This window comes from Vibrio sp. V01_P9A10T6 (assembly GCF_963877065.1).
Classification (GTDB): domain Bacteria; phylum Pseudomonadota; class Gammaproteobacteria; order Enterobacterales; family Vibrionaceae; genus Vibrio; species Vibrio anguillarum.
On record NZ_CAWNTB010000202.1, the window covers coordinates 1 to 16,161 of the forward strand.

13 protein-coding genes are annotated in these 16,161 nt (G+C 45.9%); 2 read left to right on the forward strand and 11 right to left on the reverse strand.

Annotated elements, in window-relative coordinates:
* Positions 1 to 42 precede the first annotated feature (42 nt).
* A complete protein-coding gene (locus tag AACQ21_RS15695) occupies positions 43 to 1,278 on the forward strand; it encodes a RidA family protein (protein ID WP_105976653.1) in 1,236 nt (411 codons plus the stop codon).
* Between the two features lie 129 nt (positions 1,279 to 1,407).
* On the opposite strand, the gene AACQ21_RS15700 is transcribed toward AACQ21_RS15695, so the two are convergent.
* A complete protein-coding gene (locus tag AACQ21_RS15700; protein WP_017044984.1) occupies positions 1,408 to 2,064 on the reverse strand; it encodes an HAD family hydrolase in 657 nt (218 codons plus the stop codon).
* 217 nt (positions 2,065 to 2,281) lie between these two features.
* Between AACQ21_RS15700 and AACQ21_RS15705 the strand changes: the two genes are divergently transcribed.
* Positions 2,282 to 4,018, forward strand: a complete 1,737-nt coding sequence (locus AACQ21_RS15705) for a SulP family inorganic anion transporter (protein WP_050934249.1) — start codon at positions 2,282 to 2,284, stop codon at positions 4,016 to 4,018.
* Between the two features lie 253 nt (positions 4,019 to 4,271).
* Here AACQ21_RS15705 and AACQ21_RS15710 read toward each other — a convergent pair whose 3' ends face one another.
* The 10 genes from AACQ21_RS15710 to AACQ21_RS15755 all read right to left on the reverse strand — a co-directional run.
* A complete protein-coding gene (locus tag AACQ21_RS15710; protein ID WP_105976654.1) occupies positions 4,272 to 5,153 on the reverse strand; it encodes a YjjW family glycine radical enzyme activase in 882 nt (293 codons plus the stop codon).
* A complete protein-coding gene (locus tag AACQ21_RS15715; protein ID WP_105976655.1) occupies positions 5,153 to 6,706 on the reverse strand; it encodes a YjjI family glycine radical enzyme in 1,554 nt (517 codons plus the stop codon). Before AACQ21_RS15715 ends, AACQ21_RS15710 begins: the two co-directional genes overlap by 1 nt.
* Positions 6,707 to 6,851: 145 nt before the next feature.
* Positions 6,852 to 7,466, reverse strand: a complete 615-nt coding sequence (locus AACQ21_RS15720) for a glutathione S-transferase family protein (RefSeq protein ID WP_105976656.1) — start codon at positions 7,464 to 7,466, stop codon at positions 6,852 to 6,854.
* Between the two features lie 13 nt (positions 7,467 to 7,479).
* Positions 7,480 to 8,511, reverse strand: a complete 1,032-nt coding sequence (locus AACQ21_RS15725) for an NADP-dependent oxidoreductase (protein WP_105976657.1) — start codon at positions 8,509 to 8,511, stop codon at positions 7,480 to 7,482.
* Positions 8,512 to 8,594: 83 nt separating this feature from the next.
* Positions 8,595 to 9,191 (reverse strand): TetR/AcrR family transcriptional regulator, encoded by a 597-nt coding sequence (locus AACQ21_RS15730; protein ID WP_038169460.1) that lies wholly within the window; start codon positions 9,189 to 9,191, stop codon positions 8,595 to 8,597.
* Positions 9,192 to 9,364: 173 nt separating this feature from the next.
* Positions 9,365 to 11,662, reverse strand: a complete 2,298-nt coding sequence (locus AACQ21_RS15735; protein WP_105976658.1) for a glycoside hydrolase — start codon at positions 11,660 to 11,662, stop codon at positions 9,365 to 9,367.
* Positions 11,663 to 11,737: 75 nt separating this feature from the next.
* Entirely contained in the window at positions 11,738 to 12,565 is an 828-nt protein-coding gene (locus AACQ21_RS15740) for a DUF2861 family protein (RefSeq protein ID WP_105976659.1), read from the reverse strand.
* Positions 12,558 to 13,211 carry a response regulator transcription factor gene (locus AACQ21_RS15745; RefSeq protein WP_017044992.1) on the reverse strand — a complete coding sequence of 218 codons (654 nt, stop codon included), beginning with the start codon at positions 13,209 to 13,211 and terminating at the stop codon, positions 12,558 to 12,560. Before AACQ21_RS15745 ends, AACQ21_RS15740 begins: the two co-directional genes overlap by 8 nt.
* Positions 13,208 to 14,653: an ATP-binding protein gene (locus AACQ21_RS15750; protein WP_105976660.1), complete on the reverse strand. Its 1,446-nt coding sequence runs from the start codon at positions 14,651 to 14,653 to the stop codon at positions 13,208 to 13,210. Before AACQ21_RS15750 ends, AACQ21_RS15745 begins: the two co-directional genes overlap by 4 nt.
* A 93-nt stretch (positions 14,654 to 14,746) precedes the next feature.
* The coding region (locus tag AACQ21_RS15755) for an RluA family pseudouridine synthase (protein ID WP_105976661.1) at positions 14,747 to 16,161 on the reverse strand (1,415 nt) is incomplete at its 5' end.

Genomic DNA, 16,161 nt, shown 5'->3' on the forward strand with positions numbered 1-16,161 from the left:
ATATAAATTCGTATTTCTACTAATAATAGGATAAATTTCGATATGGCTGCCGATATTGTAAAGGTTTCAAGAAACACAGAAAATGCACCTATATGTGCCGTCTCTACACAAACTGTCGCTTTTTCTCATTATAATAATATTTCAGCACAACTACCGATAGATCCTAAAACAGGTGAAATTGTTATTGGTTGTATAAATGACCAAACGAAGCAATGTCTGAATAATATACAGTCTATCGTAGAAAGTATTGGTCACGTTATGGATGATGTGGTCAAAATGAATATTTTTGTAAAGAATATTTCAGATATTGATGCCATCAAAAAAGTATACCCCACTTTTTTTCAGGGGCCGCTTCCTACAGTGACCATAGCGGCGGTTACGGCTTTACCTGCCAGTGATGCTTTAGTGCAAATTGATGCTCTTATTTCAAACGGTGAAGGCACTGCTCCACAAGCGCCTTGTGAGCTCATCAAAGTCTCAAGGAATACTGAGCATGCACCTCAAGGTCTATACTCTCAAACCGCGGCCTTCTCTCATTATAATAACCTCTCGGCTCAATTGCCGATTGAACCTAAAACGGGAGAAATAGTACAAGGTGGTATTAAAGAACAGAGTCAACAGTGTTTGAATAATATTAATGCTATCTTAGAAAGTATTGGTCATACGATGGCTGATATCGTTAAAACAACGATATTTATTAAAAATATATCTGATGCAGAAGCCATCAATGAAGTCTGTGGACAATTTTTCCCAAGTTATGTGCCTGCGCGAAGCCTAGTTAGTGTTGCTGACTTGCCTATGAATGCATTGGTGCAATTTGATGTTGTTGTGTCACATGGTGATGGTACACCGCCACAGCTTCCTGAAGATGCTCGCTTACTTGTGATTGAAGCAAATAATACCGTGAATGCACCTGAAGTCGACTATTCCCACTCTGTTGCTTTTTCTCATTATAATCATATTTCAGGTCAGTTACCTTTATCTCCAAAAAATAATGAAGTTGTTGCTGGTGGAATAAAAGAACAAGTTAAGCAGTGTTTAGAAAATATAAAGAATATTGTAGAAAGTGTTGAGCATGTTATGGATGATATTGTTAAAGTCAATATTCAAATAAAAAACATGGATGACATTAATATTGTCAATGAAGTTTACACAACCTTCTTTAACCATGAGCTACCTGCGAGAACCGTGATTGGTGTTTCAGAGCTGCCTATGGATGCGTTAATACAAATTGACGCGGTGGTTTCTAATTGTGAAGGTACGCCACCTAAACATTAACGAATCTTTATTATTGACTAAAGAAGGGGGTATCAACGATATCCCCTTTTTACTTGTTAGCTACCTGTAATTGCAATACCACGCTGCCTGGCTGTGGTAATCAAAATCAGCCGACGCATGAAAAACCGCTCAATTACTGTTTTTCAGGGCCGTTAAAACGTGATGTAGTGAGGGGACCACTTGGTGTCCAAGCGCCAAAACTTCTTCACTGGGTTCGACGAGATCAGGAATTTGGTAGGTGATCATATTCGCACTCACGGCGGATCGCACGCCGTTATTAGAATCTTCAAAGGCTAAACATTGGGTCGGTTCAGCGCCAAGACGTTGCGCAGCGAGTAGATAAATCTCAGGATCGGGTTTGCCATGTGTCACTTCACAACCGGTTGTGAACGAGTCAAAGTATTGCTCAAGGCCTGAAAGGCGCAGCTTAATTTGTGCCACGTCTTTTTGGGTTGATGTTGCGACGGCAGTAGGAACACGATTGGCTTTTAACCATTGTAATAACTCGATAACTCCTTCTTTCACTGGGATCGCCTGGTGTTTCACCACGGCATCGTAACGTTTACGCCACTCCGTATGTAATACCGGATAGTCTAATTCTGGCCCGTAGCCTGCGCGCAGTGCTTGTTCAATGCCTGCCGCATTGCGACCAATAGCCGAGAGATAAACCTCTTTTAAAAATGGGACGCCAACTGCGTGGCAAGCTTGTTCGAATATCGTAAGGCAGACACGTTCCGTGTCGAGTAACAGTCCATCCATATCAAAAATGGCAGCTTGAAATTTCATAAGTACAACTTTAGGCGAGTGAAATGGAGTGGGCTATTTTCACATAAGTCGACCTATGGAGGCGATCTTTTTCCTGCACTTTTTCTTTTTCTCATACTTCAATAAAATCAGCCAATTATAAGCGCTAGTTTGTTAGCAATGAGTTATGCTTAATGTGAAAACCTTGTTGCGAGAAGAGGGGGGAAGCAATTTGAATAGTGCATTTGTACAACAGTGGATGCCGGGTTTACACCAACTGAAAGACTATGAAACTCGCTGGTTGATGGATGACGTGCGTGCGGCGCTTTCTGTGGTTGCGGTTGCACTGCCTGTCGCGATAGCGTACGCGCAGCTCACTGGAGTAAGTGCGATTGTCGGCTTATATTCCTGCGTATTGCCGATGTTGGTTTACGCGATTTTTGGCACGTCTAGACAGTTGATCTTAGGCCCAGACGCGGCAACTTGCGCAGTGATTGCGGCGGTAGTGACACCGCTGGCGATGGGCGATCCTCTCAAACACTGGCAGTTGGTCATGACAATGACGGCAATGACTGGTGTATGGTGTTTGCTGGCCAGTCGTTTCAAACTCGGTATTTTAGCCGATTTTCTCTCTCGCCCTATTTTACTTGGGTTGTTAAACGGTGTTGCTCTGACCATTATCGTGGGTCAATTTGCTAAAGTATTTGGGCTGAAATATGAGCAGCAATATCTACTAGAGCGTATCGTGGAAGCGCCATCCTTGCTGATTGATTTGCATTGGCAAACCTTATTGATAAGTGCGCTGACAGTGGTGGTTTATTTTCTGTGTAAGCGTGTCAGGCCCAATTGGCCAGCTGCGATGTTGGCTATCATCGCTGCTGCATTTTGGGTGTGGTTTTTTGGCGCTGAACATCTTGGCGTTAAAGTCGTTGGTTTAATCCAAGGTGGGTTACCGATATTCCAAACCCCTCTATTTGATCTAGGGGTGAGCCGTGAATTAGTCATGCCCGCTTTGAACTTAGCGATGGTGAGCTTTGTCAGTATGATGCTCACTGCGCGCAGTTTTGCGGCAAAAAATGGTTACGATATTGACGCCGACAAAGAGTTTCGCGCGCTTGGCTTAGCTAATATTGCTTCTGCATTTTCACAAGGTTTTGCCATCAGTGGGGCGGATTCACGTACGGCGGTGAATGACGCTAATGGTGGAAAATCGCAATTAGTTTCGATTATTGCAGCGATTGTGATTGGATTTGTCGCGATTGTGGCGTATCAGCCACTACAATACATTCCGATTGCTGCATTGGGGGTGGTGTTGATTATCGCGTCTATCTCGTTGTTGGATCTGAAAGGGATTTGGAGTTTACACAAGCGTGATAAAGACGCCTTTTATTTGGCAAGCTTAACCTTCATCGCTGTATTGGTTATTGGCGTTATCCCCGGCATCACTCTTGCGGTATTACTGGGTCTGTTCCAGTTCTTACGCACCGTGATGCGGCCAAGTGATCAAACATTGGGTTTGGATGATAAAGGAACGATTCGCACGATTGATACGTCAGCGAAGGCGAAACCAATACCGGGTTTGGTGATTTATCGTTTCAACTCTCCGCTGACTTATTTCAATGCGCCTTACTTTAAACGTCGTATTTTATTTCACACTGAATCGGCGGGCATGAGTGTGGGGTGTGTGATTATTGATGCGGTGTCGAGTTTTACCCATTTAGATTTAAGCGTCATGGCGATGTTATCGGACGTGCAAAGCATTCTGAAAAAGCGAGGCATTCGTTTAGTGCTAGCGGGGCGTAAACGCAGTTTGAGAAAATGGTGTGAGATCGCTGGAATTTCAACGGGTGATGGCGGCGTGGTGATTCGTGCGGACATGTATTTAGCCATTAAGCTAAGTGGATGTTACCAACACGCTGTAGAAGAAGGGCAAGTTCCGCCAGTACAAAAAGAGCCGCAAAAGGATATTGAAGGTGAAATTGCGGCTGCTATTTAAAATGAGGTTGGCTCTCGTTAATAATATTGGTTCTCGTTAATAAAAGATAAAGAGCTCTTGAGTATCGAAAAGATGTAAGAAATCCCATTCAATCATGATGCTTTCCTTTTTCTGTGATGAGAGCGAGTGCTCGGCCTTTTGCTAAACGGTTAGTGCCTGTTTGGATAAGCATAGGTGAGCGTTATGCATTAGGCAAAATGGTACGGGTTATTAATCTAATATAGGTAGCCTATGGGCATGGTGGTTTTCGACGCTAGGCGTAGCGTGCCGGCAGGTAAACAGTTCGCTGTACTTGAGCGGCCAGTTTTCGATGAAACTGCAGCATTGCACCTTCACTGCATGGCTGCCAAGTTAAGGCCTTGCCGAGCACACCGTGATGTTGGAAGGCGCTTAGCCGAATGCTGACGTTCGCAGGCAACTGGTTAATCAGATGCGCCACTTCGGTAATTTCAGTCTCTAAATCACTTTTGTCCGGTATATGCAGCAGTCGCACTTCGTGCAGTTTATTCAGTGTAGCGAGGTGGAAAATAGTGCGTATCACTCTATGGTTACTGCGTCCGGTTAGCCACCGATGCGTTTCCTCTTGCCAAGCTTTTAAATCGATCATCGCGCCATCCAAATAGGGCGAGATTTTGTCCCATCCCGATTCTGATAGTGAGCCATTACTATCAATAAAACAGCTGAGATGTTTCAATTCTTCATCGTGTTTGATGGCCTTGAAAAGAGCGATGATAAACGGAAGTTGTAGGGTTGCTTCACCCCCTGAAATGGTAATACCGGCTAAGAAATAATGATTTCGGCGGATAAGTTCCACGAGTTGTTCAACACTGTAGTGATGAATTTTGGGGGTTGATTGGTGTATGCAGTGCTCAATGCAGCGATCGCAGTGAGTGCATTTCTCCGCTAGCCATTCGACTTGCTGGTCAGCATTGAGGCGCAGTGCTTGCGATGGGCAGGTTGGCACACAATCACCGCAATGGTGACAGTGACGAATCGTATGTGGGTTATGGCAAGACAAGCAATTGAAGTTGCAACCTTGCATAAAAATGACCAGTCGGTTGCCCGGGCCATCAACGCAGGAGAAAGTCAGCACTCGGCTGACTTTTGCTCGGAGCGGCTGTTTTCCACTCACCATTAGTTGACAGAGTTTGGTTGATAAGCCGATTGCATTTCATGGCTAATCACGCGTGCTTTTCGCTTGAGCACGGCCGTGTTTTTGGCCGCTTCTGCCCCAAGAAACGTGGTGTTGGTGCGTGAGCCGCGCTGCTCAAATTGCGCTATTTCAGACAATTTCACCATGTAACCCGTAATGCGAACTAAATCGTTCGAAGCCACGTTGGCCGTAAATTCGCGATAGCCCGAGTGGAGGGCTCCTTTACATAGGTTGAACATCGCCTCTGGGTTGGCCTTTATGGTTTCATCCAGAGTTAAAATATCGCTGATACCAGAGGTATAATATTGATGATGTCCAGCCGTTGCTTGCACATATTCAATCGGGTTGGGTTCGGTACCATAAGGGATGCGCACGCCCGGAGTGACATCAAGATCAAGGCTGATACCACCTTGTGCGTGCAGCAAAGCACGGCCGTTGAAGCCATATTTGACTGGTGAGTTTTGTACAATGTCGGCCAGCTTGGCGGAAATGGCGATGCCTAATTGGTTGGCGATATCATCATGGCCATAACGAGCGTTACTCTGCTCCTTTTCCAGTAATAGATTAACGGCTTCAGCCATGCCATAAATGCCAAACATCGGTGCGAAACGAGATTCTTCAATCAACCCTTCTTGAGTCAGAAAACCTTCAAAAAAATGAGATTGTTGGTGCAGATGAGCAGCTCGAACATCCATCAGCTCAATCATATATTGGCTGTAAGTGGGTAGAATCTGATCTAAAAATGTTTGGCGGTCACTGGCTTTTTTCGCGGCCTCTTTTAAATTCATTCTGACTAAAGTATTGCAGCCTCCCGCTAAAGGAAGTGAGTTGTAGCAACTGACAATACCAAAACCTTGCTCGCCATAGGCGGTGGTATGAATCGGATAGTTGGCGATGTGCGGTTTACTGCATTGACAGATATTATCGGTCGCTTGGCGCAGTAAATCCTCAGGAGTGATGGAAGGGTCATACATGAAGGTAAGGTTGGGAGCGATCTGTTTCAGTTCAGCATCGATATGTAGAATAGTACGACAAATAATATTGTCGCTCGGGCCGATGTTGGCGTGCATGAAAGCATCGGGCAGAGTGCGATCAAGCATGATCCAAAACAGCTTCAATTTCTGATAAATCGACGCTTCGCTCAGTTCGCCCACATAGGGCAATAACACGCTATCCAATTGCCCTAAATAGACAGGAATAGAGGTCACTGAAGGCACGTGATGGTACAAAATGGTCAGCATATTGAGTGCTTCATCAAAATTACTGGCAGGCGAAAGCTCTAAATACTCACTGCCTTGTGCTAAAAATTTTGCGTAGTCAGGCAACACGTAACGTGGTTTAAAAGGGGCATGGCCTTCAAACATATCGCAGATAATGCCTTGTTCCATTGCTCGAGCCAACTCAGGAGAGAGTTTCAGATAGGGCAAGCTTGCTTCGGCCTCTAGCGCAAGGAAGTGTGACTTTTGTTTGGGCGAGAGGTGTGCGTCAGTGACGATGGCGTGGAAGCGTTGCTGTGTATCGAGTGAATGGCTCATGAATTAAACCCTTATATTATTGTGGTTTAATCCTAATGTGCTTGGTTACTTTTCACTATTGATAATACATCAAGTAGTCATTTCCATAATGGAAATAAAAACGCCACTTCGTTATCGTCGAAGTGGCGTCATCAGGAACCTAAGGTTAGGCGTATTGCGCTTCGATTTGGTTCGATTTTAGATAAGCAGGGTGAGTGGCGAGCTGCTCTAAGTAACGTTCAATATTCGGGAAGTGAGTAATCGCTCCGTTGGTCAGCAATATTTCAGCAATGAATGACATCATGAAATCAGCGCCAGTGAGTTGGTCGGCCACTAAGTAGCGTTTACCCGCTAAACACTGATCAAAATAACTCATCACTTTGGCCGTTTCGCTTTCTGCATAGCCACCAAGGAAATTGGTTTGGCAGCCATCTTTGGCAACAAACATTTTTAATAGCAGCGGCAATATGGCAGAGCATTCCGCAAAGTGGAGCCATTGCTGGTATTGCACATATTCCACGCTGCCACGCTGAGGCGCAAAGTGTTGGCCGTATTTTTCTATCAAGTAATCGGTAATGGCGCCAGATTCAGCAATCACCAAGCCATTATCTTCAATCACAGGTGACTTACCTAACGGATGCACGCTTTTTAGCTCGGGCGGTGCCAGAAAGGTCACACTATCACGTTGATATGGAACCACTTGATACTCAACCCCTAATTCTTCAAGTAACCAGATTATGCGCTTAGAGCGTGATTTATTTAGATGGTGAAGTTTGATCATTATGTGGTCCTTGTTAAAGTGGTTGGTTGATTTGGATAACCAGTTTGCCAAAGTTTTTGCCTTCCAATAGACCAATAAAGGCTTGTGGTGCGTTTTCTAAACCGTCAATCAGTTGCTCGCGGTATTTCACTTTCCCTTCGCTTAGCCATTGAGTCATATCAGTAGCAAATTCGTTATAGCGATGGCCGTAGTCATCAAAAATAATGAAACCTTGCATGCGGATTCGTTTGGTAAGCAAGGTGCCCATCAGCATAGAGAGACGATCAGGTCCTTCAGGCAGCGACGTTGCATTGTATTGAGAAATCAAGCCACACAGCGGAACTCGCGCTGCTGTGTTAAGCAGAGGTAAAACCGCATCAAAGACTTTGCCACCGACATTTTCGTAGTAAACGTCAATCCCTTGAGCACATGTTTTAGCCAATTGCTCTGCAAAATCGTCAGCTTTGTGATCAATACATTCATCAAAACCTAATACTTCTTTAGCGTAACGACATTTTTCCTCACCGCCAGCAATGCCGACCACGCGGCAGCCTTTGATTTTAGCAATTTGACCAACCGTTGCCCCTACGGGGCCAGTGGCTGCGGCGACTACCACAGTTTCACCTTGCTTCGGTTGGCCAATGTCTAGCAAACCCATATAAGCGGTAAAACCGGGCATTCCCATTATGCCTAGTGCGTATGAGGGTGAGGTTGGATTTTTACCGAGTTTGAGTAAACCTTCGCCGTTAGAAATAGCGTAATCCTGCCATCCGGTATAAGCGAGTACCCACTCACCTTGCTCAAATTTTGGGTGGTTTGATACTTCCACTTGACACACGGTCCCGCCTACCATGACATCATCAATCGCGACAGGATCGGCGTACGACTTAGCGTCACTCATGCGGCCGCGCATGTAGGGGTCAAGTGAAAGATAAACACTACGCAGCAGCACTTCACCAGCGGCAGGTGTTGGTTTAGGTGCGTGTTCTAAGCGAAAGTTAGCAGGCGTTGGTGCACCGACAGGGCGTGAAGCGAGTACAATGCGGCGGTTAGTTTGTTCTGTCATTGGAGAGTCCTTTATTATTTCAAATTAGACCAGTCGTCTAGTTTGGGTTTCAAAAAAACCGCTATCGAAATAGCGGGTGAATCTTAACTAGGGCACTGGCCTTGCAAAATGTGTTCGGTGCTCGTAAGCGCTTGTGCAAGCCCTTGGTTATCTTGACGCAGTTTACTGAGCAAACTTGCGCCGAGCCAAAGGTTATAAAGCAATTCTGCGGTTTGCTGGCTGTGTTGTACGTGAATGGAGCCGTCGTCGATCCCTTGTTGGATACATTTTCCGACCGCCTCAATAATGCTATCTGCACCTTTAAGTAAAGCAATGCGCATCGCATCAGACAAGTCTGAAACTTCAGCGCTTAATTTCACCACCAAGCAGCGCTGTGCGTTACATAAGCCATTGCTCTGCTCATACCAACATTGCCAATAATGCATCAAGTGTTGATAGGCGTTTCCTTCTTCTTGGTTAAAAAGGGCATTAATCCGTACTAAATAGTGCTGAAAATAGTCCGTAATCAGTGCCTCGCCAAATTGCTCTTTTGACTTAAAGTAGTGATAGAAAGAGCCTTTGGGCACATCAGCGGTTTTTAATAATTCAGACAAGCCTACGCTGGTGAAGCCTTTGGTTACGACAAGTTGGTAACCGACCTCAAGGATGTGTTGGCGAGTATCATGGGTTTTTGTATTCATGGACGGCACTATAATTTAAATTAGACCAGTCGTCTAGTTTTGTTTGTTCATATTGTATTTGTGCTACTGGCTATGGTTGCTGAATGATAGAAATGGACACTTCCTCCTTGAAGTGTCGCACTATTATTTATCTTTTAATGAGTTAGTTATCTTTTAATGAGTGAGAGATGAGACTATTTTTCTGTCTTTAGCGTATCCGATGCCCAAATGAGGTTTTGCCCATTGCTGAGTTCAGCTTGAATACTCAAGGCTGGAACTATTTCCTTATCCTCTTTTTTATATGGCTGCGTAGAGAAATTGGCGGTAATTTTACTGCCATCACCAAAAGTTGTTTGTTGTACCATCCCTTGTTCATCAAGCCATTTAAAATCGACTAAAGGTTGGTTCCACACGACTTCATGGATTGGTGCAAACCCTTGCTGATAAAGGCGTAATGCGTTAACTCGTGCGCCGTTAGGCGTCGCTTCATCACGGCTAAGGTGAATCATCGCTGGGGTGTTGTACAGCATGGCGATTAAATCTCGCTCCGCTTGCACGTTGGAAAACTTCACGCTGTCGTTGTGCCAGTGGTGACTGTTGATCACCTCATCATGGAACACGGCCTGATAGAGAGGAATACGGTATTGCGGTGCAAATAACAGTGTTTTGTACGGCTCTTTGACTTGTGCGGGTTTAAAGAAAAAATCTGGGCTCGTTGTTGGAAACCATGCTCCAAGAAAGTAAGGCGATTGGCGGTTAGTTTTCATATCAGGATCTGTCCAGCCAAATCCTACCGTTTCTAAACCATGAGCAAAAGAGAGCCCTTGTGTCGTCAGGCTGTTACCATCTTCAGAGCCGAGAACCACATTCTGTTCATTGGCTATCCAGCGCATGCGTTGATTAAATGCCTCCAGCATCGCGCTTTCTTTCATTCCTTGGCCCTCTTGGTATGAGTAATCTTCACGGGCCATTCCGGTCCCATCCACATCAAGAAACAGGCTGTTAAAGCGGCCATATTTTAAAATTGCCTCAATGCGTTGCTGCACAAAGCCTAATTGGCAGGCAGGGTTGAGATAAAAGCCGTTGCCACGAAACCCTTTTTGTTTTTTGCCGTCGGCGTTTTCTATCGCACATTGCTTGCGCATTGCATCCGGTAGCTGCGCGGTAAGCCAACCATCGTTGATGCCTTTTGCAATGGCGGTATTGTAGGAGTCGTACACCCCAACTAAGTAGCCAGCCTGTTTTGCTTGATCAACCACTTGTGGCTGGTAAAAGGCGGGCATCCAATTATCCAAACCTAGCCAGAGGTGCTGCAAACCAGCTGAGCTGAGTGCGTCAATCATGGATGTCGATAGCCCCTGTCCCCAAGTGCTGGCATCACGTAGAAACGGTAGTTTCTGCTCTGCGAGCCATGCTTTTCGTGCCTGAGCGGCTTGGTATTGGCTAGCTATCCCTGCTTCTTGGGTTGAAGGTTGCTCTTTTATCCAAGCATTGAGCGAGCGGTTCACTTCGTCAATCAACAACCGCTTGTTGTAGTTGTTGAAAAAATCTTTTCCTTTAACGAGTGGCTTAAGCTCTTTGAGCGCTTCGTTTGATGCTACCCACTGGGGCTGCTTAAAATACCATTCTTTAAGTGCCCAGAAATCAGTCACATCTTGTTTGGACACTAAGTCTTGGCCAAACAAGTAGACATGGCTTGCGCCGATAAGCTGTTTTATGGCTGGGTTTTGCTGCGCTTTTTGTTCGAGCGTTTGTGATAGCCCATTCTCTTTTCGCCACTGACGGTAGCGTTTGGCACCATCTAGTGGTGAGTTGCCAAGGGAGATTTCCACCTCAAAAGGCTCATCTTTGTTGAGCACAGTGAAAGCGTGCGTGGCTTGCATGTCTAACTTGTTTTGCTTGGCATTAAAATTGAGTTTGTTGTTGGTGGCGGTATTGAGTTGGTAGCTCACATACTGCTCATTGCCAGCTTCTACACTCCAAAATGGCATTTTGAGATCTTGCGTGGTATTGCTGGCAGAACGTTCCGCCATAAGGTAGTTCACCCACTGTGGGTTATCGGTTGGAACCCGCATTCCTTCACTAAATGGAAGAATGAGCGTTTTGCTTTGCTGCTCAGGCAGTTCAAACCACTGCACGGTTAACGGTTTAGCACGAGAGATTTTACTCTCGGCGCTCGCGGTAATCGACAGCTTCAATGTTTGTTGTAAATTGGCCTCAACCTTCAACTGGCTAGGAACAAGCAGCCAAGAGGCGTGATGTTGATTATCTTGTTGCAGTTGGCTGACTTGCTGTGGCTGGCCATTAACGGTTAGCTTGCCTTGGTTAATGGTTAGCTGGGCATTTTGCTGCCAATCAATAGCAAAATTTTGTGGCTCTATTTGCACGGTTTGGTTTTGATTATGCAGTGTAATTGACGCCGGTTGTGATTGGCTAGCCAACGCCAAAAGTGGCGTACAAGTGATCAATAAAGAACAAAGTGGTTTATACATGGTTTGTCATTTCCAGTGTGTCTCGGTATGTTGATTACATAAGAAATCGACAAATCAATTGTCACTCTGATGTCTTCATTGAGCCTGATTTGGCAGAGTCAAACGTTGTACATATTCCACTTTGATTGCTCCTTGATATTCGACAGTTTTGATCAAAGTACTGAGCCATTTAACCGAGCTGGGGGATGAGCTTGGTTTGTCCAATAATTGCTGAGTATTACTTATTGCCACCATATCTTGCTGCGTGATTAACTGAAATTGGTCGTCAAACCATTGCCAAGCAAGGCTTGTTGGGGGGCAATTTGTCAATGCAGTGGGGGACTCAAGCGCTACTGGGTAGCCACCGTTGGGAGAAGCGGATTGCAACCATGTGGAGCCAAAAGGCATGGTAAGAACTAACCAATAGTGTTGTTTGTCGAGTGTCAGTCGATAAACGCCATCTTGCGGAGCAAAGAGCAGTTCTGGGCTTTCTAATTCTATATAAGGGGCTGATGACGTTATTTGGCTTTGTGAGATGATCAAGCCATTGTCAGGGCCAAGAAGTTCAACCTGGCTAGGCAGCTCTGCTCCTTCCATTGATAATTTGAACTGGTAACCTTGCTGCATCACGTTGGTTTTTTTTTGTATCGAGACTTTGATCAGCGCCGCATTTGGTACTACATCGCTTAAGAGCTGTTGGCCACATTGGGTTTGTTCAATAATGGTATTTTTGACGCTTTCCCAGTGTGGCGTGGCAATGGTTTGGTTATTGAGTGCGAGGACCAACTCTTGCCAGGCAAGCTGTGGCTGATGGTTCGCTAAAGCGCGATAGGTTGATTGCAGTGGTGTTGCCATAAACCAATCATCACTCACGGCGTGGCTTGGACTAACGACGAACAGTGCAAACAGCCAAAGGTTACGCATTGGACACCTCGACTAAACGATACCCAACGCCACGAACGGTTTCGATATTGAGTGAGGGTAACTGCTGCCTCAGCTGTAAAACATGATTATCGACGGTTCGAGTTGAGGGAAAGGCTTGGTAGCCCCACACTTTATTGAGTAGTTCATCTCGGTGAAAAACACGTCCTTGGTTTTGAACCAGCAGCAGTAATAGCTGAAACTGTTTCGGTTTTAGCGTCATCAACTGTTCACCTAAGGTAACGCTGCGCTTTGAGAGATCAATGGCAATGTCAGCGTAGGAAAGCAAGCTTTCTCCTAATGGTCGCAGTTGCGCTTGAATTCGCGCCAGTAATTCTTGTTGCGAAAATGGCTTGGTGACGTAGTCTTTCGCCCCCGCCATCAGACCTGCTATTTTTTGCTCAACCTCGATTTTGGCCGTCAGGATGATCACTGGCACGGCTTTGGTCATTAGCCATTGAGGCAGATGATCCAAGCTGTCTCCTTGAGCCAGTTGTCTATCTAAAATCACCAAATCGGCGCGAAACCATGCTTTTTTGACTTGTGAGAGCTGCTGTACCCACAAACAATCAAAACCTTGCTGTAGCAAGTAATCATGCAAACCTTGCCCGAGTAGAGGATCATCTTCGACCAATAACAGTGTGTTCATAATGGTAATTCCAATTGGCAGCGAGTGGGGTGGGCTTTACACGTCAGCTTGCCGCCCATTTTAAGCATCAAATGGCTTACAAGACGGAGCCCAATCCCCATATTAGAAGCTGTGCGAGAACGGGAAAATAGCCGTTTTAGACGAGAGGGAAACTCGCCTTCATCGCTAACGCAAAGCCGCAGTTGAGTGTCAGTCACGCTGGCCGTTATTGAGATTGTTCCTTGACCATGCTGCTTGGCATTACGGATCAAGTTATCCAAACAGATCCCAAGCCAGTAATACGGCAGTGTGAGCTCGATATCTTGTGTCAGTTCATAGCTGAGTTCGTGTTTCGCTACGCAGTGATCTAACCAATCTGAGAGATAAGCGGTTTGACATTGAAACGGCTCATTTGGGTCGCTACTCAAAAATCCTTTACTGGTCTGAGCAAGCTGAGCTAAACGTTGGTGATCGGCCAGTAAGCGGCCGAATGTATCTTGGGCTGGCTCTGGTAGAGTATCAAATTGCTGGCGAAACTGCTCAACGGTCAAGCCAAGACTTGTGATAGGGGTGCGTAGTTCATGCGTCAGCAACTGTAAAATAAAGCGTTTTTCTTTGGCTTGTTGGCGGCGTAACCAGAGCGTCCTACTCAGCGTTGCTGCGAGCAACAGCAGTAATATGACCGATAACCACAGTGAGATATTGGGTTTTTCTTGGCTAGAGACACACAGATTACTGTAGCGTAATTGGCAACTTTGAGTAGCCGCTGTGATGGCCGACAATACCAATTGCTGATCGAACGAGACTTTTTTCCATTGCAATGCGCTTAGTACGCGAATACCGAAATCGCCACTGATCCATAGCCGTTGTTGACGGTCAATATAAGCGCGATAACCACTGACCAAGGCATCTCGCCCTGCCGTTTCTAAATCGGTAAAAAAGGTGTACAGCGGGTGCTGAGGGTTAGAGAGAGTCGTGTAGGGCTGTAGCTCGGCGTTTTGCTCGGCCGTTATGTTATGAGTAGAAAAAGCTAAGTATCGCTCTGCGTAGCTCCCGCCTGCAGGATGCAGAAACGGAGCAGTCTTAAACCAGCGGATGGGCAATTCATCGCCTTGGCATAAAGCGAGTTCAAACGACGCTGCTTTTTGCAATTCAGGGCGTGATGCCAAGGTTTTTGATAAACCGGGCGACAGTGCGCACTGTGAGGCTATCGCTTTGAGCTCGGTTATGGTTTGCCATGAATAACGGGAAAAATCAGGATAGGCGCTGGCGCTGAGCAGAAGATCGACAGGGTATGAGTTAATGCTTTGCAATGGCAAGGCTCGCGCAGCCGATAGCGATTCGGCTTGGCGTAGAAAATGCTGCCAACGATCTTGCAGCGTTTGCTCTTGCCCGTGTGCTAGGTTTGATTGCCCTAGCACTGCGGTGAGTGTGATCAAAAGGTACAGCAGCGGTGTTCTCAACGTTAAGCACTTAGAAAAAGGTTCGCATTCACGAAATTATAGCTGTGCTAAGTCAGGATTTGTCACCTCAATGTCACTAAAGCGGAATGTCGATCAAAACTCGGCATCCACCGTGAATGTCATCCTTTGCTTGGTATAAGGGTGATCAAAGCTCAGCGACTCAGCATGTAGATGTAAACGCGCTCCTTTCGTGCCATAAAGATCGTCGCCAACGATGGGCAGGTTGAGTCCTTCCACATGAGCGCAATGCACGCGCAATTGGTGGGTTCGTCCTGTTTTGGGGTAGAGGTAGACTTTACTGAATCCATCTCGGCATTCAATTAATTGCCAGTGAGTGTCAGCGGGTTTGCCATGTTCAAAACAGACCAATTGACGCGGCCTGTCATCTAAATCGCCCCGCAGCGGTAAGCGAATGTCACCATGCGATTGCTGTAATTCACCAGCGAGTAAGGCAAGATAGCGTTTTTCAACGCCGCGAGTAATAAATTGCTTCTGCAGGCTTTTATTGGCTCGGCGGGTGAGAGCAAACACCAATAAACCTGAAGTAGACATATCGAGGCGGTGGATCACAAAAAGCCCTTCATCTGAGCTAAACATTTGTTGCAGACGAGTATAAACCGAGTCCTGAATGTTGACTCCGGGAACGGATAGAAACTCGGCAGGTTTGTTGACGACAATAATGGCTTCATCCTGATAGATGATGTCGATTTCTTTGCCTTGCGCTGGGTTATGCAATAGCGGGTTATCATCGAGCTTCAGCCCATCAAGCATGTGAGCCAAAATCGGTTGGCACTTGTTTTGACAAGCAGGATAGAATTTCTTGTGTTGACGAATTTCAGATTTTGGTGACGCTCCCCACCAGAATTCGGCGAGTGAAATCGGTGTCATCTGATGTTGAAACGCGTAGTGCAGCAATTTTGGTGCGGCGCATTCTCCAGATCCTGCTGGTGGAACAGGGTTAGCCGTAAGACGGAAAATCTCCCCCAGAGATTTTTCAGTGCCGTATTGATTGAGAAATCGATAGTGAGAAAAAAGTCGTTGCTGCAACGCATTAGAGAGATTTTTACGCTGCTCTTTTAACGCATCAATTTGTTCTTGAAATGCGTCTATTTGCGCTTGTAGTTCGTTGAGGTTGACGTCCCACTTGCGCTTTAATTGTTTGAGGGACGTTTTTTCAGCCACACTTTGTTTGGCGAGACAATCCAAGGTTTCGCGCAATTGTTGGGCATCATTTGATTGCTCGGCAAGGATGCGTTGCTGTTTACGCTGTTCACGACCTTGAATCATCAGCTGGCGATGCGCTTCTAATTCATCTTGCGCCTGCTGTTGGGCCGTGGTCCATTGCTGCTGAAGTAGCGCACGCTGTGGATCGCACTCCAATTGTTCAACTTGCTGATTAATTTGATTGATCGGCACGCTGCCTTCCAAGAAAAAACCATCGTTAGTGAGCATGTCAAATATAGGCGGCACAAAATGCGGCAGCAGGTTTTGCTCAGCTAACTTCCCCG